At 57.2% G+C, this 21,995-nt stretch carries 19 protein-coding genes; 17 read left to right on the forward strand and 2 right to left on the reverse strand.

Going from position 1 to position 21,995, the window contains the following annotated elements; genetic code table 11:
- Window positions 1–157 precede the first annotated feature (157 nt).
- Window positions 158–1,978 carry an acyl-CoA dehydrogenase C-terminal domain-containing protein gene (locus BM035_RS05760; protein WP_092030650.1) on the reverse strand — a complete coding sequence of 607 codons (1,821 nt, stop codon included), beginning with the start codon at window positions 1,976–1,978 and terminating at the stop codon, window positions 158–160.
- A 247-nt stretch (window positions 1,979–2,225) separates the two neighbouring features.
- On the opposite strand from BM035_RS05760, the gene BM035_RS05765 reads away from it, so the two are divergent.
- Genes BM035_RS05765 through BM035_RS05775 form a run of 3 tightly spaced genes read left to right on the forward strand, consistent with a single transcriptional unit; the run spans window position 2,226 to window position 7,069 of the window.
- On the forward strand, window positions 2,226–2,786 hold the full coding sequence (locus tag BM035_RS05765; RefSeq protein WP_092030651.1) for a DUF3833 domain-containing protein: 561 nt from the start codon (window positions 2,226–2,228) through the stop codon (window positions 2,784–2,786).
- Between the two features lie 38 nt (window positions 2,787–2,824).
- Window positions 2,825–3,919, forward strand: coding sequence for an efflux RND transporter periplasmic adaptor subunit (locus BM035_RS05770; protein ID WP_092030653.1), 1,095 nt, complete (start codon window positions 2,825–2,827; stop codon window positions 3,917–3,919).
- A gap of 3 nt (window positions 3,920–3,922) precedes the next feature.
- Window positions 3,923–7,069, forward strand: coding sequence for an efflux RND transporter permease subunit (locus tag BM035_RS05775; protein WP_092030655.1), 3,147 nt, complete (start codon window positions 3,923–3,925; stop codon window positions 7,067–7,069).
- 12 nt (window positions 7,070–7,081) lie between these two features.
- On the opposite strand, the gene BM035_RS05780 is transcribed toward BM035_RS05775, so the two are convergent.
- Window positions 7,082–8,347: an EAL domain-containing protein gene (locus BM035_RS05780; RefSeq protein ID WP_092030656.1), complete on the reverse strand. Its 1,266-nt coding sequence runs from the start codon at window positions 8,345–8,347 to the stop codon at window positions 7,082–7,084.
- A gap of 228 nt (window positions 8,348–8,575) precedes the next feature.
- Between BM035_RS05780 and BM035_RS05785 the strand changes: the two genes are divergently transcribed.
- From BM035_RS05785 to BM035_RS05850, 14 genes are all read left to right on the forward strand, one after another.
- Window positions 8,576–9,874 (forward strand): MFS transporter, encoded by a 1,299-nt coding sequence (locus BM035_RS05785; RefSeq protein ID WP_053113389.1) that lies wholly within the window; start codon window positions 8,576–8,578, stop codon window positions 9,872–9,874.
- A 339-nt stretch (window positions 9,875–10,213) separates the two neighbouring features.
- Window positions 10,214–12,100 (forward strand): tRNA uridine-5-carboxymethylaminomethyl(34) synthesis enzyme MnmG, encoded by a 1,887-nt coding sequence (gene mnmG, locus BM035_RS05790; RefSeq protein ID WP_092030658.1) that lies wholly within the window; start codon window positions 10,214–10,216, stop codon window positions 12,098–12,100.
- 9 nt (window positions 12,101–12,109) lie between these two features.
- On the forward strand, window positions 12,110–12,754 hold the full coding sequence (rsmG, locus tag BM035_RS05795) for a 16S rRNA (guanine(527)-N(7))-methyltransferase RsmG (RefSeq protein WP_008172570.1): 645 nt from the start codon (window positions 12,110–12,112) through the stop codon (window positions 12,752–12,754).
- A gap of 50 nt (window positions 12,755–12,804) precedes the next feature.
- Window positions 12,805–13,599 carry a ParA family protein gene (locus BM035_RS05800; protein WP_008172572.1) on the forward strand — a complete coding sequence of 265 codons (795 nt, stop codon included), beginning with the start codon at window positions 12,805–12,807 and terminating at the stop codon, window positions 13,597–13,599.
- A gap of 60 nt (window positions 13,600–13,659) precedes the next feature.
- Window positions 13,660–14,535 (forward strand): ParB/RepB/Spo0J family partition protein, encoded by an 876-nt coding sequence (locus tag BM035_RS05805; RefSeq protein ID WP_039881967.1) that lies wholly within the window; start codon window positions 13,660–13,662, stop codon window positions 14,533–14,535.
- Window positions 14,536–14,807: 272 nt separating this feature from the next.
- Window positions 14,808–15,206 (forward strand): F0F1 ATP synthase subunit I, encoded by a 399-nt coding sequence (locus tag BM035_RS05810; protein ID WP_008172578.1) that lies wholly within the window; start codon window positions 14,808–14,810, stop codon window positions 15,204–15,206.
- A 19-nt stretch (window positions 15,207–15,225) separates the two neighbouring features.
- Window positions 15,226–16,098 carry a F0F1 ATP synthase subunit A gene (atpB, locus tag BM035_RS05815; RefSeq protein ID WP_008172580.1) on the forward strand — a complete coding sequence of 291 codons (873 nt, stop codon included), beginning with the start codon at window positions 15,226–15,228 and terminating at the stop codon, window positions 16,096–16,098.
- Between the two features lie 75 nt (window positions 16,099–16,173).
- On the forward strand, window positions 16,174–16,431 hold the full coding sequence (atpE, locus tag BM035_RS05820; protein ID WP_012138088.1) for a F0F1 ATP synthase subunit C: 258 nt from the start codon (window positions 16,174–16,176) through the stop codon (window positions 16,429–16,431).
- Window positions 16,432–16,500: 69 nt separating this feature from the next.
- Window positions 16,501–16,971 carry a F0F1 ATP synthase subunit B gene (locus BM035_RS05825; protein ID WP_008172587.1) on the forward strand — a complete coding sequence of 157 codons (471 nt, stop codon included), beginning with the start codon at window positions 16,501–16,503 and terminating at the stop codon, window positions 16,969–16,971.
- Between the two features lie 15 nt (window positions 16,972–16,986).
- Entirely contained in the window at window positions 16,987–17,523 is a 537-nt protein-coding gene (locus BM035_RS05830) for a F0F1 ATP synthase subunit delta (protein WP_008172588.1), read from the forward strand.
- A gap of 28 nt (window positions 17,524–17,551) precedes the next feature.
- Window positions 17,552–19,096, forward strand: a complete 1,545-nt coding sequence (gene atpA / locus BM035_RS05835) for a F0F1 ATP synthase subunit alpha (RefSeq protein ID WP_008172590.1) — start codon at window positions 17,552–17,554, stop codon at window positions 19,094–19,096.
- Between the two features lie 75 nt (window positions 19,097–19,171).
- On the forward strand, window positions 19,172–20,035 hold the full coding sequence (gene atpG / locus BM035_RS05840; protein ID WP_008172593.1) for a F0F1 ATP synthase subunit gamma: 864 nt from the start codon (window positions 19,172–19,174) through the stop codon (window positions 20,033–20,035).
- Window positions 20,036–20,090: 55 nt separating this feature from the next.
- Entirely contained in the window at window positions 20,091–21,485 is a 1,395-nt protein-coding gene (atpD, locus tag BM035_RS05845) for a F0F1 ATP synthase subunit beta (RefSeq protein WP_008172594.1), read from the forward strand.
- A 47-nt stretch (window positions 21,486–21,532) separates the two neighbouring features.
- The gene (locus BM035_RS05850; protein ID WP_008172596.1) at window positions 21,533–21,955 is read left to right on the forward strand and encodes a F0F1 ATP synthase subunit epsilon; all 423 of its coding nucleotides are present in this window, start codon (window positions 21,533–21,535) and stop codon (window positions 21,953–21,955) included.
- Window positions 21,956–21,995 lie beyond the last annotated feature (40 nt).

Consider the following 21,995-nt stretch of genomic DNA (forward strand, 5'->3'; position numbering starts at 1 on the left):
CTCCTTACTTTTATTCGAGACATCAGAACATTTTCATTTAATTCAGTGAGTTAATAACTCCAATTCGGAAATGCACCTGTAAAATGGGTTCAGGCGGACGTATTTCAAGGGCAAAAAAACCCGGGCCGAGGCCCGGGGATCAGGTGTACCGGATACCCTACCCGGTGAAGGCCAGATCTTCGGCGTCGAGCTGCATCAGGTTTTTGCTGGGGCTGAGCATGCTGGTGGCGTGGCTCTGGGCCCGGGGCAGCAAACGTTCAAAATAGAACTCGGTGGTGGCGAGCTTGGCCTGGTAAAAGCCGGTGGATTCCTCACCACCGTTATCGAGTTTATCCACAGCCACCGCAGCCTGACGCAGCCAGATATAGGCCATGGTGACGTAGCCGCTATACATCAGGAAATCGTAGGATGCGGAACTCACCACATCGCGATCCTTGCGCGCCGCGAGCATGATACGGACGGTCAGCAGGTTCCATTGCCCGGTCAGCTTGAGCAGTTCCAGAGCCCAGGGCCGTAGCCGTTTATCGGTGAGATGCTTACGGGCAAAATTGGCAATGTTCAGGGTGAACTCGCGCACCGCGCCGCCCTGGGTCATCAGCAATACTTTTCGTCCCAGCAGGTCCAGCGCCTGGATACCGGTAGTGCCCTCGTACAGGGTGGCGATGCGGGTATCCCTGACAATCTGCTCCATGCCGTGTTCGCGGATGTAACCGTGGCCGCCAAAAACCTGGACCCCCAGGTTAGCCGCTTCGCAGCCGAGTTCAGTGAGAAAGCCCTTCAGAATTGGCGTCAGGAAGCCGAGTTTGTCATCGTACTTTTCCGCCTTTTTATCGTCACCCTCGGTGAATCCCTCGACCATGTGATCGGCCAGGCGGGCCGCATAATACAGCATGGCCCGACCGCCTTCGGCGATGGCCTTCTGGGTCAGTAACATCCGGCGTACATCAGCATGATGGATCAGGCTGTCGGCGACCTGCTCCGGCTCTTTCTTGCCTGAGAGTGCCCGCATGGAGCGCCGATCTTTTGCATAGGCCAACGCCCACTGATAGGACAGCTCCGCCGGACCGACGCCCTGAATGGCGGTGCCGATGCGGGCGGTGTTCATGAAAGTGAACATGCAATTGAGCCCTTCATTCTCGGGGCCAATGAGAAAACCGGTGGCGCCATCGAAATTCATTACACAGGTGGCCGAGGCCTTGATGCCCATTTTCTTTTCCAGGCTGCCGCAGACGACACCGTTGCGCTCACCGACATCGCCGTTACCGTCGGGCAGGAACTTGGGTACGATAAAAAGGCTGATGCCCCGGGTGCCCTTGGGGGCGTCGGGCAGACGGGCCAGCACAATATGGATAATGTTCTCGGTCAGGTCGTGGTCGCCAGAGGAGATGAAGATCTTGGTTCCGGTAAGCCGGTAGCTGCCGTCGGCCTGTGGTTCGGCTTTGGTCTTTACCTGGCCCAGATCGGTGCCACACTGGGGCTCGGTCAGGCACATGGTGCCGGCCCAGCGGCCGTCGGTCAGTGGCGCAAGGTAGGTCTGTTTCTGGTCTTCCGTACCATGAAGGAAAATTGTGTTCATGGCCCCCAGGGACAGCCCCGGATACATGGAGAAAGGCCAGTTGGCAGTACCCATCATTTCCTGTTTCAGCAGTCCCATGGACGCGGGAAGGCCCTGGCCGCCGTATTCCTCGGGCGCTGAGAGTCCCTGCCAGCCCCCCATGGCGTAATGCTGGTAGGCGTCCCGGTAACCGGCGGGTGTGGTGACTTCACCGTTGTCCAGTTTGCAACCTTCTTCGTCGCCAGAGAGGTAAAGTGGGCTCAGCACCTCTTCACAAAACTTTCCGCATTCGCCGAGTATCGCGTCCACGATATCGGGCGTGGCGTTTTCACCGCTGGTCAGGGTGGCGTAATGACCCGGGTAATCGAACACCTCGTTCAGCAGGAATTTCATGTCGCGCAAGGGTGCTTTGTAAACCGGCATAGCGGAATCCTCTGTGTCTTTCTCAACAATCTTGGGTGGGCAACCACCGTTCGTTGCCTTGTGTTTTACGCCAATACCCGGGCACTGCCATTGACGAAAAGCACCGGGCAGACTGTCAGAATGGACAATTGGCCGAGATGACGTAGCAGAGATCGTGGATTCCGGGTAATGATCGTTAAAGAGGCTTTCGGCGTATTTCCTTGCGCCGAGGACCCCCACATATTCCTGTTCAGAGAGTGTAAAAGTCATGCAAAGCCTGTTTACCGAGATATCGAAACGCCTCTCGACACCTATACTCTGGGTATTGTTTTCGACACTGCTGCTCAGTGGCTGTGCCAGTCCCTCGCTCGAGGACTACGCCGACCGCACGCCAGAACTGGTCCCTGAAGAGTTCTTTACCGGCGAACTTTCCGCCCGGGGGGTGGTCAAGAATTTTTCCGGTGAGGTGATTCGCACCTTTGATGCGGATATTAGCGCGTCGTGGGATGACGAGGGCGTAGGCACTCTGGATGAGGTGTTCCGTTTCGATGACGGCGAAGTGCAGACCCGCGTCTGGACCCTGACTCCCGCGGAAGACGGCTACCATGCTGACGCCGGTGACGTGGTTGAACCCGGAACCATGCGTTGGAGTGGCAATGCAATTCACATGAATTATGTGCTCCAGGTGGCCTATGGCGACGGTACCCTGGACGTACGCATGGATGACTGGATGTACCTGATTACGCCCGACACGTTGATCAATCAGACCACCATGAGCAAGTGGGGAATCGACGTGGGCGAGGTGGTTCTGGTCATCCAGAAAAAGTAACAGACGACTAACCTGACCCCGAAATACCTGGAAATCCTATGTGGAAACAGTGGTTGATTGCGTTGGTACTGGTGGCTGTCGCTATCGGCGGCGCCTTTGTGTATCAGAACTTCGATGATGGGACCGCCGCCCAGAGCGGCCGCGAACGTCCCGCCAGCGCCGTTAACACCATGCTTCCGCAGATGGAGGCAGTACGGGATGTGGTCAACGCCGTTGGCAGTCTCAAAGCCCTGAACGCGGTGGAACTGACCACGGAAGTCAGTGGCCGGGTGGTGGAATTGAATCTGGAAACCGGCCGCCGGGTGGGGCAGGGCGACGTCCTGTTGCGGCTTGATGATCGCCAGGCCCGGGCAGACCTGCAGGTGATCGAGGCGCAACTGGCGGATGCCCGCCGACAGCTTGAAAGGGCACAGCGGTTGCGTTCGAACAACAGTATTTCCCAGTCCCAGGTGGATCAACTGAGAACGTCAGTCGATGTCGCCGAGGCTCAGCGCCAGTCAGCTCAAGTTCGTCTGGAAAACCACCGGATCGAGGCGCCGTTTGCCGGTGTGGTCGGGCTGAGTGACATCAGCGTCGGCGCCCATATCACTACCGGAACCTCGGTGACTACCCTGGATAACACCGACCGTATGGAACTGGGCTTTTCGATCCCGGAGCGTTTCCTGGGGCAGGTGAGTCTCGGGCAAGAGGTAAGGGGCGCATCGCCGGCCTATCCGGACCAGACCTTTTCCGGCCAGCTGGTGGAGTTGGGTTCCAGGGTCAGTGAGTTGAGCCGTTCGCTGCCTGTCCGGGCACTGATCGATAACCCGGATGGTCTGCTCCGGCCGGGACAGTTCATGTCTGCGACGCTAACACTCCGGCAACGGCAGGCGCTGGTAATCCCCGAGCAGGCGGTGATGATCCGGGGTGATGAACAATATGTGTTTGTGGCTGAAGACGGTGTGGCCCGGCGGGTTTCGGTGAGCCTGGGCTCGCGCATGCCCGGTTTTGTGGAAGTTTCGAACGGTCTGAGCCAGGAAGACCCGGTGATCGTGACCGGTCAGGACCGACTCAGCAGTGGGGACCGGGTTCGGGTATTGGAAGACGACAAAGCCATTCCCGAGAACCGTTTTATTACGGCCAGGGAGTCGTAACCGGTGGTCCTCTCTGACGTCTCCATCAAGCGGCCGGTGTTCGCTACGGTCCTCAGTCTTCTGATCGTTGTGTTCGGTCTGGCAGCCCTGATGGGCCTGCCGGTGCGCGAGTACCCGGATATTGACCCACCCGTTGTTTCCATCTCTACCGACTACACCGGCGCCGCGGCCGAGGTGGTGGATACCCAGATTACCCAGGTGATCGAAGGTGCCATCAGTGGCATTGAGGGTATTCGGTCGATCGAATCATCCACCGAGCAGGGCGAGTCCCGAACCAGTATTGAATTTACCACCGCCCGGGATGTGGATATTGCCGCCAATGATGTCCGTGATGCGGTGTCCCGGGTGGCCAACCAGCTGCCAGATGAAGCCGATCCACCGGTGGTGCGCAAGGCGGATTCCGATGCACGCCCGATGATGTGGGTGACCCTGCGCAGTGATGTCTGGGACAGTGCCGAATTGAGTGACTTTGCCGACCGGGTCCTGGCGGACAGGTTGTCGGTACTCGATGGTGTTGCCGACGTGCGTATCGGTGGCGAACGGCGCTATGCCATCCGGGTCTGGCTGGACCGCGAACGTCTTGCGGCTCGGGATATCACCGTGGCGGAAGTGGAACGGGCCCTGCGTGCCAACAACGTGGAGCTTCCGGCAGGATCGGTGGATTCGTCCACCCGGAATTTCACCGTGCGGGCCGAGGGCCGGCTGTCGAACGTGGAACAGTTCCGGGAGCTTGTGGTTCGCCGGGATGGTAATGATCTGTTGCGCCTGGGCGAGGTGGCCAATGTCCAGATGGGTGTGGAGTCGGATGTGAGCCGCCTGCGCGCCAATGGCCAGACCGCCATCGGCATGGGGATTATCCGCCAGTCCAAGGCCAACACCGTTGCGGTTTCCGATGCCGTCCGCGCCGAGCTGGAGAAGATCCGGGAGACACTGCCACCGGAAGTCACCATCGCGGAAAGCTACGACGAATCCATTTTCATTCGGGCTTCCATCAAGGAAGTGGTCACCACGCTCGCCATCGCAGTGTCTCTGGTTATCCTGGTTATCTTCCTGTTCCTGCGCTCCTGGCGGGCGACCCTCATTCCCGCGGTGACCATTCCGGTTGCGGTGATTGGTGCCTTTATCGGTCTGGGCTTCCTGGGTTTTTCCATCAACGTACTGACCCTGCTGGCGGTGATTCTTGCCATCGGCCTGGTGGTGGACGATGCCATCGTAATGCTGGAAAACATCCAGCGCCGGATTGACGAGGGTGAGCCCCCGTTGCTTGCCGCCTACCGGGGCGCGAAGCAGGTTGCCTTCGCCGTGATTGCGACCACTCTGACCCTGGTGGCGGTGTTCGTTCCCATCTCCTTCATGGGCGGCAACATTGGCCGATTGTTTGCCGAATTCGGCTTTACCCTGGCGGCGGCAGTGGTGTTTTCGAGCCTCGTGGCCCTGACCCTGGCGCCGATGCTGTGTTCCAAGTGGCTCAGGCACAGCCCCGAATCGGCAGAAGGTCATCGTCTCTGGGCCGCCAGTGAAAAGGCCCTGAATGGCCTGACCAATGGTTACCGCAGGCTGTTGGAGTTTTCCCTGAGGCAGCCGGGCTTGTTGCTGGGCCTTGGACTTGTCGGGCTGGTCATTGCCGCCGTGGTGTATCCGAAATTGCCTCAGGAGCTGGCGCCTACCGAAGACCGTGCCGTGATCATCATGCCCACCAGCGCGCCCCGTGGCTCAACGGTGGAATACACCGACCACTACGTTCGGCAGGTGGAAGAAACACTGCTCCCGTATCTGGACGAGGGGATAGCCAACCGTTTGCTTGCTATCGTCGGATTCCGCAATGAAGAGGACAACGCGTTCATGATCATGGGCCTGGTACCCTGGGAAGAGCGGGATATCAAGCAGCAGGAGGTGACCAGCGAAATCCGCAGGAAGTTGGCTGATGTGTCCGGCATCCGGACCGTGGCCGTCAATCCGGCGGGTCTGGGCCAAAGGGGTTTCAGCCAGGCGATCGAGTTCGTGGTGGCTGGTCCGGACTATGAGTCGGTTCAGGCCTGGAGCCAGGAGATCGTGGAGCGCGCCAAGGAAAACCCGAATCTCCAGAACCTGGATACTGATTTCGAGCTGACCCGGCCGGAACTTCGGGTGAACATCGACCGGGAACGGGCCGCGGATCTGGATATCACGGTAGAAGACGTGGGCCTCACCTTGCAGACCATGCTGGCTTCCCGGCAGGTAACGACTTACATCGATCGAGGCCGCGAATACGATGTAATCATTCAGGCGGAAGATGCCAACCGGGCAACGCCCGAAGACCTCGGCCAGATTTTCCTGCGGCCCCGGGAGGGCGGTAACCTGATCCCATTGCAGGCACTGGTTTCCGTGCAGGAGATCGGCGCCAACCCGGACCTCCGCCGCATCGACCGCCTGCCCGCTGTGGTGATCAGTGCGTCTATGGCGGATGGTTACGACCTGGGTTCGGCATTGACCTACCTGAACAATCTGGCTTTGGATAACCTGCCGCCGGAAGCCCGCATTAGTTACAAGGGCCTGAGCCGGGAATTCCAGGAATCCTCGGCGGCAATCTACGTTACCTTTGCGCTGGCTTTCGTCATCGTGTTCCTGGTGTTGGCAGCCCAGTTTGAAAGCTGGATACATCCGTTGATTATCATGCTGTCGGTGCCGCTGGCGGTAACCGGGGCTCTCCTGGCGCTCTGGTGGACGGGTATCAGTCTGAACATCTATAGCCAGATCGGCATCATCATGTTGCTGGGATTGATGGCCAAGAACGGGATACTGATCGTGGAGTTCGCCAACCAGCTCCGGGACAAGGGTTACGAGGTGCGGGAGGCGATTCTCGAAGGCGCCTGTCTGCGTTTCCGTCCGGTATTGATGACTACCATATCGACGATTTTCGGTGCCGTGCCACTGGTCATTGCCACAGGTGCGGGAGCCGAGAGTCGGGCTGCGATTGGTATGGTCATTCTGGGCGGGCTGATCTTCGCCACCACGCTGACCCTGTTCATCATTCCGGTGCTCTACAACCTGTTGGCCCGGTTTGCCAAGTCTTCCAATGCGGTGGAAAAAGAACTGGAACGTCAGGCGTCCGGACAGGCGGGTGGCACGGGATTGGCCGCCGCGCCACAGAAACGCGCCGACGATTTCTGACTCACCGGATGATTACAGGGTGGCCGGGAACTCCAGCTGGCCGCCAAACATCTCATCCGGGTGTATGTCGACGCAGAAGACCTGTTGCCCCGGCAGCATTGTTGACAGGGTGACGGTACGTTTTGCGTCCGGCAGACCGACATAGGGCCGACAGCTGCTGATGTGCTGGGGCCGTTCCAGGGCATTCCGGAAGTACTCCCGGTGGGTCCATTGAGCACCGGCGGAATGATACAGCGGATTGAACTTTCCGCGATGAATGTCCGGATTGGCGCGGGCAAGGTTGCCTTGCTGGATGCCCTTTGGATTGAGCAGGAAGCAGCGTTTCACGCCATCCACTTCCAACAGCTTGTTGCAGGCGGTGCTGAACGGCAACTCCCGGCTCAGGGAATGGCAGGCTTCGAGAATTTCGAAACGCAGAAGGCGGAAATAACTCTCCTGATCGCGTATGTCCTGGGCTGATGACTCGCTGGAATCGGCAATGATGCGTTTTAGCGCCTGTTCGGTCAGCTCTGGCTCGTGTTGTTTCAGGTTGGACGGCCTTGCGAACAGGAAGCCCTGCAGAAGATCGGCCTCCGTTTGCAGGGCAATGTGAGCCTGGGTGTGGTTCTCGATCCCTTCCAAAAGCACGAGGCTGCCGCTTTCGCGGATCATCTTTACCAGACTCTCCAGCAGCATTCGGGCGCGACTGTTGTTCTCGGCGTTTACCAATAGGCTCCGGTCGAGTTTCACAATGAGCGGATTGATGCGCCACAGGCGCTCAAAATTGGAATCGCCCATACCGAAATCGTCGATAGCGATCTGAAAGCCGTGTGCTTTGGCCTTGAGGATGAATTCCAGAAGTGCGGTCGGGTTGTCGGACGCGGTTTCGACCAGTTCCAGAACCACTTTCTCGGGATCGATTCCGCTACGCTGGCATTGCAGAGCAAGCTTTTCCAGGGAGGCTTCCGGATGGATGCAGGTACCGGGATTGATATTCAGGAACAGCCAGACGGCCTGGGAGCTGGCCGCAAAGTTGTCCAGATGGAGCTGCAACAGGTGCCGATCCAGCTCCGGTGTCTGGTTGTTTTTTTCGGCCTGTTCGAAAAGCGTAAACGGAGAGATGCTCTCATTGTTCTTTCTGACCCGGACCAATGCCTCGTAGCCAACCAGTTTTCGATGGGTTGGGCTCAGGATAGGCTGGTAAACAGAACTGAAATCATAGTCGTCGATGATCTTTGGAGTCTTGGATATTTCGGCTCCGCGATAGATGCGCCGTGGAAGTCGGACTACGCTGCTCATGGTCAGGAACCTTTATAGTGCCAATAATCCAGCCATCCTGGCCCGATGAAAAAGTGTCTGAACAAGGAGACCAAGCGAATTTCGTACCAGACGGCCAAAAATCAAGCGTTTGAAAATGCTTAACCCCGTCAAATAAATGAACATGATTGCCGCTTTTTGCGCTATTGCACCGGATTCGGGCAAATTTTCGGTCGCAACGCCGGCAACGCACCAAAACAGGGTTTCTTGATGCCATCGAAAAGTCAGTTCCGTTTGCTTGGCCAACGCCGGTTCCTGCCGTTTTATCTGACCCAGTTCTCTGGCGCCTTCAACGACAATCTGTTCAAGAACGCGCTGCTGCTGCTGATCACCTTCAGTGCCGGCGGTTTGATGGGGTTGTCGGTGAATGTGGTGGTTAACCTGGCTGCTTTCCTCTTCATATTGCCGTTTTTCCTGTTTTCCGGTATTGCCGGCGAGATGGCGGATCGCTACGAAAAATCCCGGATTATCCGGAATGTGAAGTTGGCGGAAATTGTCATCATGGCCGTTGCCGCACTCGGACTGTGGTTCGGCTGGTACGAGTTGTTGCTGGTTCTGTTGTTCCTGATGGGTACCCAGTCCACGTTCTTCGGTCCGGTGAAATACGCGATCCTGCCCCAGGTGTTGGCGGACGATGAGCTGGTGGGCGGCAATGGCCTGGTTGGTATGGGCACGTTTGTGGCCATTCTTCTCGGCACCATAGCTGCGGGTTTGTTGATGGGGTTTGAGACTGCGGCCCGGTTAACGGCGATTGCGGTCGTCGCCATGGCGGTCCTTGGCTATCTGGCGGCGCGACAGGTTCCGGCGACGGATTCCGATGGTTCCGGTGTCAATGTCCGGTTTCGCCCGGTGCTCGAAACCTGGAAACTGATGGCTCTGGCGGCCGAGCGCCGGCAGGTGTTGCTGGCGGTGCTGACGATCTCCTGGTTCTGGTTCCTCGGAGCCGCCTATCTGACCCAGTTTCCCAATTTTGCCCGCACCAACCTCCTGGGTGACGAGACCGTGGTGACCCTGTTATTGGCCATGTTCACGATCGGCATTTCCATCGGCTCCATGATGTGCGAGCGACTCACCAAACACCGCATTACCCTGTCACCCGTGCCCTGGGGCGCCCTGGGGCTGAGCCTGTTCGGAATAGACCTGTATTTTGCGGTGCCGGATGATCCCATGGCGTCGACCTGGTGGACCCTGTTGACCGATCCTGTCTATCTGAGGGTTTTGATGGATCTGGTCGGTATCGGGATTTGCGGCGGTCTTTTCATCGTGCCTCTGTATGCCTTTATCCAGCACGAAACGCCACGGACCAAACGTGCCCGTATCATTGCTGCGCTGAATGTCATTAATGCATTGTTCATGGTGGTGAGTGCCCTGGCCGGAATTGTGGTGCTTGGTGTATTGGAGGTAAGCATTCCGGGGTTTTTCCTCCTGCTCTCGCTCCTGAACGGGTTGGTGTTGCTGGTGGTCTGGCGGCTTCGACGAAAAACAGCCGGCAGTTCTGTGGATAATTAGTTGGACAACCTACGGAAAGCCTCTGGATTACTTTCTGTAAAATAATATAAAACAATAGCTTAGGTGTTTTTTTAGGGTGATTGATAAGTAGTCTTGCATGTGGATAACTTTCTTGAAAACTTTTCTGAGAAGAGTGATCCAAACCCATGAAAAGCCGTAGGTTTCGGTTTTCCACTATCCATTTAACGCTCGGAAAAGTCCCCTTTGAGCCCTGACCAGGCCACTGCCGCTTTCAACGTGGTTCGTCTCTGGTTAAAATTTGCACATCCTGACTGCAATTTCCCGGGTGAAGCGTTATACTCGCCGCCCGATTTTATCCCCCGATTTCCGAGGTGAGCTGTGGATTTTCCGACCCGTTTCGATGTCATTGTCATTGGTGGTGGCCATGCCGGTACCGAGGCCGCGCTGGCGGCTGCGCGCATGGGTTCCCAGACCCTGCTGCTGACCCACAACATTGAGACCCTGGGCCAGATGTCCTGCAACCCGGCCATCGGCGGTATTGGTAAAAGCCATCTGGTGAAAGAAATCGATGCGCTTGGTGGTGCCATGGCCGAGGCCACGGACAAGGCTGGCATCCAGTTCCGGGTCCTTAACAGTCGCAAGGGACCGGCCGTGCGCGCCACCCGTGCCCAGGCTGACCGTGTGCTTTACAAAGCCGCCATCCGCCATACCCTGGAAAGCCAGCCGAACCTGACACTGTTCCAGCAGGCGGCGGACGATCTGATTGTGGAAAACGACCAGGTGACCGGTGTCGTGACCCAGACCGGTATTCGCTTCAACGCCAGGACCGTGGTGCTTACCACCGGTACTTTCCTGGGCGGCGTTATTCACATTGGTATGCAGCACCATGCCGGCGGCCGTGCCGGTGATGCGCCGGCCAATGCCCTGGCACAGCGCTTGCGGGAACTTCCTTTCAACGTTGGTCGCCTGAAAACCGGCACGCCGCCTCGCATCGACGCCCGGTCTGTGGATTTCTCGGTGATGCAGGAGCAGTGGGGGGATGACCCCACCCCGGTGATGTCCTTCATCGGCAGCCGTAGCCAGCATCCGGAACAGGTTTGCTGCTACGTGACCCGGACTACCGAACAGACCCACGATATTATCCGCAGCGGTTTCGACCGTTCGCCGATGTTTGCCGGCAGCATCGAAGGTGTGGGCCCCCGCTACTGCCCGTCGATTGAGGATAAGGTAAACCGCTTTGCCGACAAGGATTCACACCAGATCTTTGTAGAACCGGAAGGCCTGACCACCAACGAGCTCTACCCGAACGGGATTTCCACCAGCCTGCCGTTTGATATCCAGTTGGCGGCGGTGCGTTCGATTCCCGGTTTTGAAAATGCCCATATCACCCGGCCGGGTTACGCCATCGAATACGACTACCTGAATCCGCAGGACCTGCGCCATACCCTGGAAACCAAGTTTATCCAGGGCCTGTATTTTGCCGGCCAGATCAACGGCACCACCGGCTATGAAGAAGCGGGCGCCCAGGGCCTGCTGGCCGGGATCAACGCTGCCCTGCGGTCGCAGGAAAAAGACGAGTGGTACCCGCGCCGGGACGAGGCTTACCTGGGTGTGCTGGTGGATGACCTGATCACCATGGGCACGTCCGAGCCCTATCGCATGTTTACCAGCCGCGCCGAGTATCGCCTCATCCTGCGCGAGGACAATGCCGATCTGCGTCTGACCGAAACCGGTCGTAAGCTCGGCCTGGTTAATGATGAGCGCTGGCAGAAGTTCAATGACAAGCGCGAGGCGATCGCTACCGAGCGTAGCCGCCTCGAGGTCACCCGGATTCATCCGAATACCGAGGCCGGTGAGCGCGCCAACGGCTTTCTCAAGCAGCCGATGACCCGTGATCAGTCCCTGGCAGAGCTGCTGCGCCGGCCCGAGATTGTCTACAGCCACATTGCCGAGATCGGTGCCGAGAAAGCGGAAGATCCGGTGGTCGCGGATCAGGTGGAAATCGAGATCAAGTACGAGGGTTATATTTCCCGTCAGACGGACGAGATTGAGCGGCTCCGTAAAAACGAGAACACCGCCCTGCCGGTGGATCTGGATTATGACGTCATCGGCGGCCTGTCCAACGAGATCAAGCAGAAGCTCAAGACCGTGCGGCCGGAAACCGTGGCTCAGGCCTCACGTATCCAGGGTGTGACCCCGGCGGCGGTGAGCCAGATCCTGGTGCACCTGAAAAAGCGCGACCTGCTGCGCAAACAGTCGGCCTGATCCGCGCCCATGACCAAGTCACTCTGGCACGGCCAACTCCGGGATGGACTGGCCACGATGGGCCTGTCCCTGGATGAGGATCGGCAGGAAAAGCTGCTGGCTTTTCTGGGCCTGCTTAACAAGTGGAACCGGGCTTACAACCTCACTGCTGTACGTGATGAGCGTGTGATGGTGTCCCGGCAACTGCTCGACAGCCTGAGCATTCTGCCGTGGGTAACGACGGACCATCTTCTGGATGTGGGCGCCGGCGGCGGCCTGCCCGGTATTCCCCTGGCGATTGCCCTGCCCGAAAAACGCTTTACCCTGCTCGACAGCAACGGCAAGAAGACCCGCTTTCTCAACCAGTGTGTGCTGGAGCTCGGCCTGAAAAATGTCGAGGTTGTTCACGGGCGCGCGGAAGATTGCAATCCTCCGGAACCCTTCAGCCAGATCAGCAGCCGAGCCTTTACCGCGCTCGAGAATCTGGTGAGCTGGTGCGGTGATCTGTTGGCAAATGAGGGTGAGTTCCTTGCCATGAAAGGTCAGTTTCCGGATGATGAAGTGTCTGCCCTTCCGGCTGGCTGGCAGGTAACATCCAGCCATTCCCTGGACGTACCGGGCGCCGATGGCGACCGCCACCTGCTGGTGATCGCCCGGACCGTGAATTCCCGGTAGTTTGGCAGTCCAATTTCTGAACCGGTAACCCATAAACAAGGAGGCAGGACATGGCGCGCGTGATTGCAGTGACCAATCAGAAAGGCGGCGTGGGCAAAACCACCACCTGCGTCAACCTTGCTGCCTCCCTGGCCGCCACCAAGCGTCGGGTGCTGCTGGTGGATATGGATCCCCAGGGCAACGCCACCATGGGCAGTGGTGTGGATAAAAACGCCCTGGAACTGTCTGGCTACGACATGCTGACCAAGCGCGCCAGTGCCGCCGAGGTGATCATTCCCGCCGAGGCTTCCGGCTTCGATATCCTTCCGGCCAACGGTGACCTGACGGCGGCCGAAGTGGAACTGATGAACGAAATTGGTCGCGAACACCGCCTGAGACTGGCGTTGAACACCGTTCGTGATAATTACGATTACATCCTCATCGATTGTCCACCATCGCTCAGCCTGTTGACGGTGAATGCCCTCTCGGCGGCAGACTCTGTGCTGATTCCCATGCAGTGCGAGTACTACGCCCTTGAGGGGTTAGCGGCGCTGATGAACACCGTTGAGCAGATTCAGGAAACGGTCAATCCGAATCTGCAGGTAGAAGGCATTCTGCGTACCATGTACGACCCTCGCAACAGCCTTACCCTGGACGTTTCCGGCCAGCTGAGCGAGTACTTTGGCGACAAGGTGTATCGTGCAGTGATTCCCCGCAATGTCCGTCTGGCCGAGGCCCCCAGCTATGGGGTTCCGGCCCTGAAATACGACCGCGCCTCCAAGGGTGCGATCGCCTACCTGGCCCTGGCCGGCGAAATGGTACGCCGCCACGGTTCAAAAAAGACATCCGCGCCGGTTGCGGTGTAACATACCGCCCTGTCACTCACTTAAGCACAACGATATTCAACGGGAAGAATGACTGACACCATGGCGGCGAAGAAACGAGGTTTGGGTGAACGTGGACTGGGCGCCCTGCTGGCGGGCTCCAAGGTCAATCTTGACCAGGAGCTGAAAGACCACGACGGTGAGCTCCGCGAAGTTCCCATTGATCTGATCCAGCGCGGCCGGTACCAGCCCCGGCGCGACATGGATCCCGCCGCCCTGCAGGAACTGGCAGATTCCATCCGCCAACAAGGCGTGATGCAGCCGGTGGTAGTTCGTCCCATCGCTGAAGGCCGTTACGAGCTGATCGCCGGTGAGCGCCGCTGGCGGGCCACCCAGATGGCCGGCCTGGACAGCATCCCTGCCATCATCCGGGATGTCCCCGATGAAGCCGCCATCGCCATGGCGCTGATCGAGAACATCCAGCGTGAGAACCTCAATCCCATTGAAGAAGCTTTCGCTCTTCAGCGCCTGCAGGACGAGTTTGGCCTGACCCAGGCCCAGGTGGCCGAAGCCGTGGGCAAATCCCGTACGACTATTACCAACCTGCTTCGACTGATCGGTTTGTCCGAAGACGTTCGTATTATGCTCGAGCATGGCGATCTGGAAATGGGCCATGGCCGGGCAATGCTGACCCTGGCGCCGGAACTGCAGATGCAGGTGGCCAAACAGGTGGTGGCCAAATCCCTGTCGGTTCGCCAGACTGAAGCCCTCGTACGACGGGTGCAACAGGAAACACCGGACAGCAAATCCCGGAAAAAGGGAGTGGTGGACCCCAACATTCGCGCGCTCCAGGATGACCTGGCGGAGCGATTGGGTGCACGAGTGTCCATCGATCATGGCCAGCGTGGCAAAGGCAAGCTGGTGATCGAGTACAGTTCCCTCGACGAACTCGACGGCATCCTGGGCCACATCAAATAAAATCGTCGGGGTTTTGTGGGTCGTCCGACCCCCCTACGAAAGTTCGTATCTGGTTACGTACACAACATGTAGTGGTGAAAAACTGAACGGCCGTCTATTTGTGACGAAAATTGCCAAAACCCAGTTATTACGCCGCTTTTGACGGATCAGCCGGTTCCCGGTTTTGTTGATTCGTGCACATTGAACACATATAATCTGCGGCGCTCGTGTCGGTGTATTTGCTTACTTTTTAAACGACATCGACCGAAAAGCACCGTACTTCCGGAACGAACATGACGAAGGCAGCTTCAGGCGGCATTGGCCGTCCACCCATCGCACGATGGTTTGTTATAGAGAGTGTGGTACTTGTCTTCGTCAGCCTGGCGTTTCTCTTGCGAGGCGAGGTTTCCGGTTATTCAGCGCTGCTGGGTGGACTTATCTTTCTGATCCCCCATGGTTATTTTGCGCTCAAGGCATTCCGCTACGCCGGCGCGCGGTCTGCCAAGAAGATCATGACGTCTTTTTATCAGGGTGAGGCCGGCAAGCTCATCCTGTGCGCCATCCTCTTCACGATGGTGTTCAAATGGATTCAGCCGCTTGATATTGCGGCACTTTTTTTAACATTTGCGATCATGCTGGTCACCAACTGGTTGACACCGCTTCTGGCGGGCAGCAATACGCAGCAAAGCTAACTGGACCTGGGAAACCGTTATGGCAGGAAGTGCATCCGAATATATCCAGCATCACCTCCAGAACCTCACCTACGGTAAACTTCCGGCAGGCTATGAGCGTGCCGACGGTACCGTACTTCAAGATGCAACCTGGACGCTGGCTCACACCGGCAGGGAAGCATCCGACATGGGCTTCTGGGCTCTGCACATCGATTCACTGGGCTGGGCAGTCGCCCTCGGTGCCCTGTTCCTGTTTATTTTCCGCTTGGCCGCCAAGCGCGCCACCTCAGACCAGCCCGGCGGGCTCCAGAACTTTGTTGAAGTGATGGTTGAGTTTGTCGATCAGAGCGTCAAGGAAACCTTCCACGGCAAGAACAAGGTGATTGCGCCGCTATCGCTGACCATCTTCTGCTGGGTATTCCTGATGAACCTGATGGACCTGGTGCCGGTAGACTTCCTGCCCCAGCTGTTCCACCTGATGGGTCTGGAATACATGAAGGTCGTTCCGACTACGGATGTAAACGTAACTCTGGGTATGTCCCTGTCCGTATTCGCTCTGATCATCTATTACAGCCTGAAAGTGAAGGGCGTGGGTGGCTTCGTTGGTGAGCTGACCCTGCACCCCTTCTCTTCAGACAACCTGTTCCTGAAGATTTTGCTTGTCCCGATCAACTTCCTGCTGGAAGGCGTGAGCCTGATCGCCAAGCCGATCTCACTGGCGCTGCGTCTGTTCGGTAACCTGTACGCAGGCGAGCTGATCTTTATCCTGATTGCACTGCTGCCGTTCTGGGCACAGTGGGCACTGTCTGTACCCTGGGCGATTTTCCACATTCTGGTTATCACCCTGCAGGCATTCATCTTTATGATGTTGACGATCGTGTACCTGAGCATGGCTCACGAAGACAGTCACTGATCGGACACCATTAAGCCGTAGTTCTAAACCCTAAACCCTTAAACTGAAAAACCTAACTGAAAACTGGGAGTTATCATGGAAACTGTAGTTGGAATGACCGCTATTGCCGTTGCACTGCTGATTGGCCTGGGTGCCCTGGGTACTGCGATTGGCTTTGGTATCCTCGGTGGCAAGTTCCTGGAAGGCGCTGCGCGTCAGCCGGAAATGACCCCGATGCTGCAGGTTAAAATGTTCATCGTTGCAGGTCTGCTGGACGCCGTAACCATGATCGGTGTTGGTATCGCACTGTTCTTCACTTTCGCCAACCCGTTTGTCGGCCAGATCGCCGGTTAATCGAGTCGCCAGAGCCGGGGTTTTGCCCCGGTCAGATGATTCTTAACAAAACAGGCGAGAGGTGAAGACGTGAACATTAATTTGACGATGATTGGTCAAGCCATCGCGTTCTTTATCTTTGTCGTCTTCTGCATGAAGTACGTGTGGCCGCCAATCATGGCCGCACTGCAGGAGCGTCAAAAGAAGATCGCTGACGGACTGGCTGCCTCAGACCGCGCTGCGCGCGATCTGGAACTGGCTCAGGAAAAGTCAGCTCAGGAACTGCGTGAAGCCAAGCAGCAAGCTGCTGGTCTGATTGAACAGGCCAACAAGCGCGCGGCCCAGATTGTGGAAGCATCCAAGGATGACGCCCGCAAGGAAGGCCAGAAGCTGATTGAGCAGGCCAAGGCCGAAATTGAACAGGAGCGGAATCAGGCTCGTGACGCTTTGCGTGCAGAAATTGCCAGCATTGCCGTTGCCGGTGCCGAGAAGATCCTGGAAACCTCTGTCGATGCCTCCAAGCACAACGAGATGTTGGAAAAACTGGCGGCAGAACTTTAAACGACGAGGTTCATCATGGCAGAACTGAGAACGCTGGCCCGTCCCTACGCAAAGGCAGCATTTAGTGCCGCTCAGGAGCATGAACAGCTGGCTGAGTGGTCCAAGGTGCTGACGATCGCCGGGCAGGTCACCGCGAACAAAGACATTCGACAGCTTCTCGCGAATCCGGGTCTGGAAGAGCAGAAGAAGGCTGAACTGATTCTGGAGGTCGCTGAAGATGGCGTCACCGATCAGGTCCGCAACTTTTTCGCTGTACTGGCTGAAAACCGCCGGCTGACTCTTCTTCCTGAGATTGCAGCGCTCTTCAACACGTACCGGGCTGATCTGGAGCGCACTGTTGATATCGAAGTTACCGCGGCTTTCGAGCTGACGGACGAACAGCAACAGAAGCTCGCCCAGGCACTTTCGAAGAAACTCGAGCGGCAAGTGTCACTCGCAGCGTCATTGGACAAGTCTCTGATTGGCGGCGTGATTATTCGCACCGGCGATCTGGTCATTGACGCATCTGTACGCGGAAAGCTGACCAAGCTGGCCGACGCTCTGGGCTCCTGATTTCAGCACAAGGTTTGAGGATATTGGCATGCAGCAACTGAATCCATCCGAGATCAGTGACATCATCAAGAAGAGAATCGAGAAACTCGACATCTCTTCCGAAGCAAAGAACGAAGGTACGATCCTGTCGGTATCCGACGGTATCGTGCTGATCCACGGTCTGGCCGACGTTATGTACGGCGAGATGATTGAATTTGCCAACGGCACGTTCGGCATGGCTCTGAACCTGGAGCGTGATTCCGTTGGTGCGGTTGTGCTGGGTGACTACGAAGATCTGGCTGAAGGCCAGAAAGTTCGTTGCACCGGCCGCATCCTGGAAGTACCGGTTGGTCCGGAACTGATGGGCCGTGTGGTCGACGCTCTGGGTAACCCCATCGACGGCAAGGGCGACCTCGGTACCGACCTGACCTCTCCGGTCGAAAAGGTTGCACCGGGTGTTATCGCTCGTCAGTCCGTTGATGAGCCGGTTCAGACTGGTCTGAAGGCAATCGACACCATGGTGCCGATCGGTCGCGGCCAGCGTGAGCTGATCATCGGTGACCGTCAGATCGGTAAGACCGCTGTCGCCATCGACGCGATCATTAACCAGAAAGACACCGGCATCAAGTGTATCTACGTTGCCGTCGGTCAGAAGCAGTCTTCCATTGCCGCCGTTGTGCGCAAGCTGGAAGAGCACGGTGCCATGGATCACACCATCGTGGTTGCCGCCGGTGCCGCCGATCCTGCAGCGATGCAGTTCCTGGCTCCGTACTCCGGTACCTCCATGGGTGAATACTTCCGTGACCGTGGTGAAGACGCCCTGATCATCTATGATGATCTGTCCAAGCAGGCTGTGGCTTACCGCCAGATCTCCCTGCTGCTGCGTCGTCCGCCAGGCCGTGAAGCATACCCGGGTGACGTATTCTACCTGCACTCCCGTCTGCTGGAGCGTGCGTCCCGTGTTAACGCTGATTACGTTGAGCAGCTGACCAACGGTGAAGTGAAAGGCCAGACCGGTTCCCTGACCGCTCTGCCGATCATTGAAACCCAGGCTGGTGACGTATCCGCGTTCGTACCGACCAACGTAATCTCCATTACCGACGGTCAGATCTTCCTGGAAACCAACCTGTTTAACTCCGGTATCCGTCCGGCGATGAACGCCGGTATCTCCGTATCCCGGGTAGGTGGTTCGGCCCAGACCAAGATCATGAAGAAGCTCGGCGGTAACATCCGTCTGGCTCTGGCCCAGTATCGTGAACTGGCCGCTTTCGCACAGTTTGCTTCCGACCTCGACGAAGCAACCCGTCAGCAGCTTGAGCACGGTCAGCGTGTAACGGAACTCATGAAGCAGAACCAGTACAGCCCGATGTCTGTGGCTGAAATGGGTACGGTTCTGTTCGCAGCCAACGAAGGCTTCCTGGACGACGTTGATGTCGACAAGGTAGTGAAGTTTGAAGCGCAGATGCTCGACTGGATGCGCTCCGAGCAGAAAGACCTCCTCGACAAGATCAACGAGAAAGGCGATTACAACGACGAAATCGCTGCCGGCCTCAAAGCTGCACTTGAGAAATTCAAGACCACTCAGAGCTGGTAAGAAAACGGGCCTGCGGCAATTGTCGCGGGCCGCTTTTCGTAGCAACGAGTGTCTAACTTGAGAAGGCAGTGAGTTATGGCCGTCGGCAAAGAAATACGTAACCAGATTTCAAGCATCAAGAGCACGCAGAAAATCACCAGCGCCATGGAAATGGTGGCTGCGAGTAAAATGCGTAAGGCTCAGGAACGCATGCAGGCAACTCGCCCGTATGCCGACAAGATGCGTCAGGTGATCGGGCACATTGCCAAGGCGAATGCTCAGTACAAGCACCCGTTCATGGTCGAGCGCGAGGTAAAGCGCGTGGGCTATATCGTGGTGTCAACTGATCGTGGCCTCTGTGGTGGTCTGAACATCAACCTGTTCAAAGCGCTTGTCCGTGAAATGAAAGCGTGGAAAGAAAAAGGAGTGGAAACCGATCTGTGCGCCATCGGGCAGAAAGGGGCTTCCTTTTTCCGGAGCTACGGCGGCAATGTCGTCGCGGCGCTGACCCATCTGGGGGACAGCCCGAGCTCTGAAAAACTCATCGGCAACGTCAAGGTTATGCTGGATGCGTTCTCGGAAGGCAAGATCGACCGTCTTTATGTGGTCAGCAACGAGTTCGTCAACACCATGACCCAAAGCCCGAAGGTCGAGCAGCTTCTGCCCCTGCCTGAGAGCGAAGACGAAGAAGAGATCAAGAACCAGTGGGATTATCTCTACGAGCCCGATGCCAGGCAGATCCTCGATGGCCTTCTGCCACGTTTTATTGAATCCCAGGTGTACCAGGGTGTGGTAGAAAATCTGGCATGTGAACAGGCAGCCCGGATGATCGCCATGAAGAGCGCAACTGATAACGCCGGTAGCATTATCGACGAGCTTCAGCTGGCTTATAACAAGGCGCGTCAGGCAGCCATTACCCAAGAGATATCGGAGATTGTGAGCGGCGCCGCTTCGGTCTGATCCGACCCACAATCCAACTGGTTTTATTGACTATCAAGATAACGAGGAACCGAGCATGAGTAGCGGACAAATCGTTCAGATCATTGGCGCGGTTATCGACGTGGAATTCCCACGTGACTCCGTACCCAAAGTATATGACGCACTGCTGCTTGAAGGTGGCGAAACAACTCTGGAAGTCCAGCAGCAGCTGGGTGACGGCATTGTTCGTACCATCGCCATGGGCAGCACCGAAGGCCTGAAGCGTGGCCTGAAAGCAGAAAACACCGGCAACCCGATTTCGGTACCGGTTGGTACCCAGACTCTGGGCCGTATCATGGATGTTCTGGGTCGTCCTATCGACGAAGCCGGCGAGATCGGCGAAGAAGAGCGTTGGGCGATTCACCGTAAGGCACCGGGCTATGCCGATCAGGCAGCGTCTGCGGACCTGCTGGAAACCGGCATCAAGGTTATCGACCTGATCTGCCCGTTCGCCAAGGGTGGTAAGGTTGGCCTGTTCGGTGGTGCCGGTGTTGGTAAAACCGTAAACATGATGGAGCTGATCAACAACATCGCGAAAGAGCACTCCGGTCTCTCCGTATTCGCAGGTGTTGGTGAGCGGACCCGGGAAGGTAACGACTTCTACTACGAAATGAAGGAGTCCAACGTTCTCGATAAGGTTGCCATGGTTTACGGCCAGATGAATGAGCCCCCCGGAAACCGTCTGCGTGTGGCCCTGACCGGTCTCACCATGGCCGAGAAGTTCCGGGACGAAGGTCGTGACGTACTGTTGTTCGTCGACAACATCTACCGTTACACCCTGGCAGGTACCGAAGTATCCGCACTGCTCGGCCGTATGCCGTCTGCGGTAGGTTACCAGCCGACTCTGGCTGAAGAGATGGGTCAGCTGCAGGAGCGTATTACCTCCACCAAGAACGGTTCCATCACGTCCATCCAGGCGGTATACGTACCGGCGGATGACTTGACTGACCCGTCGCCTGCAACCACCTTCTCGCACCTGGATGCTACCGTTGTACTGAGCCGTGACATCGCTTCCAAGGGTATCTACCCGGCGATCGATCCGCTGGATTCCACCTCTCGTCAGCTGGATCCGCTGATCATCGGTCAGGAGCATTACGAAGTGGCCCGTGGCGTGCAGACCAACCTGCAGCGCTACAAGGAGCTGAAAGACATCATCGCCATCCTGGGTATGGATGAACTGTCAGAAGAAGACAAGCTGACTGTAGCCCGTGCCCGTAAGATCGAGCGTTTTCTGTCCCAGCCGTTCCACGTTGCTGAAGTATTCACCGGTTCCCCCGGTAAGTACGTTTCCCTCAAGGAAACCATCAGCAGCTTTAAGGGCATCCTGAATGGCGACTATGATGAACTGCCCGAGCAGGCGTTCTACATGGTTGGTACCATTGAGGAAGCGGTCGAGAAAGCGAAGGAAATGAAGAGCAAGGCAAAGAGCTAATCTGAGCCGACGCATTTGTTTCCGGATCGATCAAAGAGGCAACTGACATGGGTATGACCGTGCATTGTGATGTGGTAAGTGCCGAAACAAAGATCTATTCCGGATTGGTGGAAATGCTGATCGCAGCGGGCTCTGAAGGTGACCTGGGTATTGCCCCGGGTCACACCCCACTGCTGACCCAGCTGAAGCCGGGCCCTATTCGGATTATCAAGCAGGGCGGTGAGGAAGAAATTCTTTACGTGTCCGGCGGGTATCTGGAAGTCCAGCCCAATCTGGTGACTTTGTTGGCGGATACCGCTGTTCGTGCAAAGGATGTGGACGAAGCAGCCGCGCTCGAAGCTCAGAAAGAAGCCGAGAAAGCACTTGCCAACAAGACTGGTGAATTCGAGTACTCCCGTGCCGCTGCAGAGCTGGCCGAGGCTGTTGCCCAGCTTCGTACCATCCAGCAGCTGCGTAACAAAATGCGCTAAGCATTTCCGTTTCGGGTTTGCCGAACACCGAAGCCGCATC

This window comes from Marinobacter sp. DSM 26671 (assembly GCF_900112835.1).
Taxonomy (GTDB): Bacteria; Pseudomonadota; Gammaproteobacteria; order Pseudomonadales; family Oleiphilaceae; genus Marinobacter; species Marinobacter flavimaris.

Coding starts and splice junctions, on each gene's coding strand:
- BM035_RS05760 (WP_092030650.1), bottom strand. CDS start 1,978: ATGCCGGTTTACAAAGCACCCTTGCGCGACATGAAATTCCTGCTGAAC.
- BM035_RS05765 (WP_092030651.1), top strand. CDS start 2,226: ATGCAAAGCCTGTTTACCGAGATATCGAAACGCCTCTCGACACCTATA.
- BM035_RS05770 (WP_092030653.1), top strand. CDS start 2,825: ATGTGGAAACAGTGGTTGATTGCGTTGGTACTGGTGGCTGTCGCTATC.
- BM035_RS05780 (WP_092030656.1), bottom strand. CDS start 8,347: ATGAGCAGCGTAGTCCGACTTCCACGGCGCATCTATCGCGGAGCCGAA.
- BM035_RS05785 (WP_053113389.1), top strand. CDS start 8,576: ATGCCATCGAAAAGTCAGTTCCGTTTGCTTGGCCAACGCCGGTTCCTG.
- rsmG (WP_008172570.1), top strand. CDS start 12,110: ATGACCAAGTCACTCTGGCACGGCCAACTCCGGGATGGACTGGCCACG.
- BM035_RS05800 (WP_008172572.1), top strand. CDS start 12,805: ATGGCGCGCGTGATTGCAGTGACCAATCAGAAAGGCGGCGTGGGCAAA.
- BM035_RS05805 (WP_039881967.1), top strand. CDS start 13,660: ATGGCGGCGAAGAAACGAGGTTTGGGTGAACGTGGACTGGGCGCCCTG.
- BM035_RS05810 (WP_008172578.1), top strand. CDS start 14,808: ATGACGAAGGCAGCTTCAGGCGGCATTGGCCGTCCACCCATCGCACGA.
- atpB (WP_008172580.1), top strand. CDS start 15,226: ATGGCAGGAAGTGCATCCGAATATATCCAGCATCACCTCCAGAACCTC.
- atpE (WP_012138088.1), top strand. CDS start 16,174: ATGGAAACTGTAGTTGGAATGACCGCTATTGCCGTTGCACTGCTGATT.
- BM035_RS05830 (WP_008172588.1), top strand. CDS start 16,987: ATGGCAGAACTGAGAACGCTGGCCCGTCCCTACGCAAAGGCAGCATTT.
- atpA (WP_008172590.1), top strand. CDS start 17,552: ATGCAGCAACTGAATCCATCCGAGATCAGTGACATCATCAAGAAGAGA.
- atpG (WP_008172593.1), top strand. CDS start 19,172: ATGGCCGTCGGCAAAGAAATACGTAACCAGATTTCAAGCATCAAGAGC.
- atpD (WP_008172594.1), top strand. CDS start 20,091: ATGAGTAGCGGACAAATCGTTCAGATCATTGGCGCGGTTATCGACGTG.
- BM035_RS05850 (WP_008172596.1), top strand. CDS start 21,533: ATGGGTATGACCGTGCATTGTGATGTGGTAAGTGCCGAAACAAAGATC.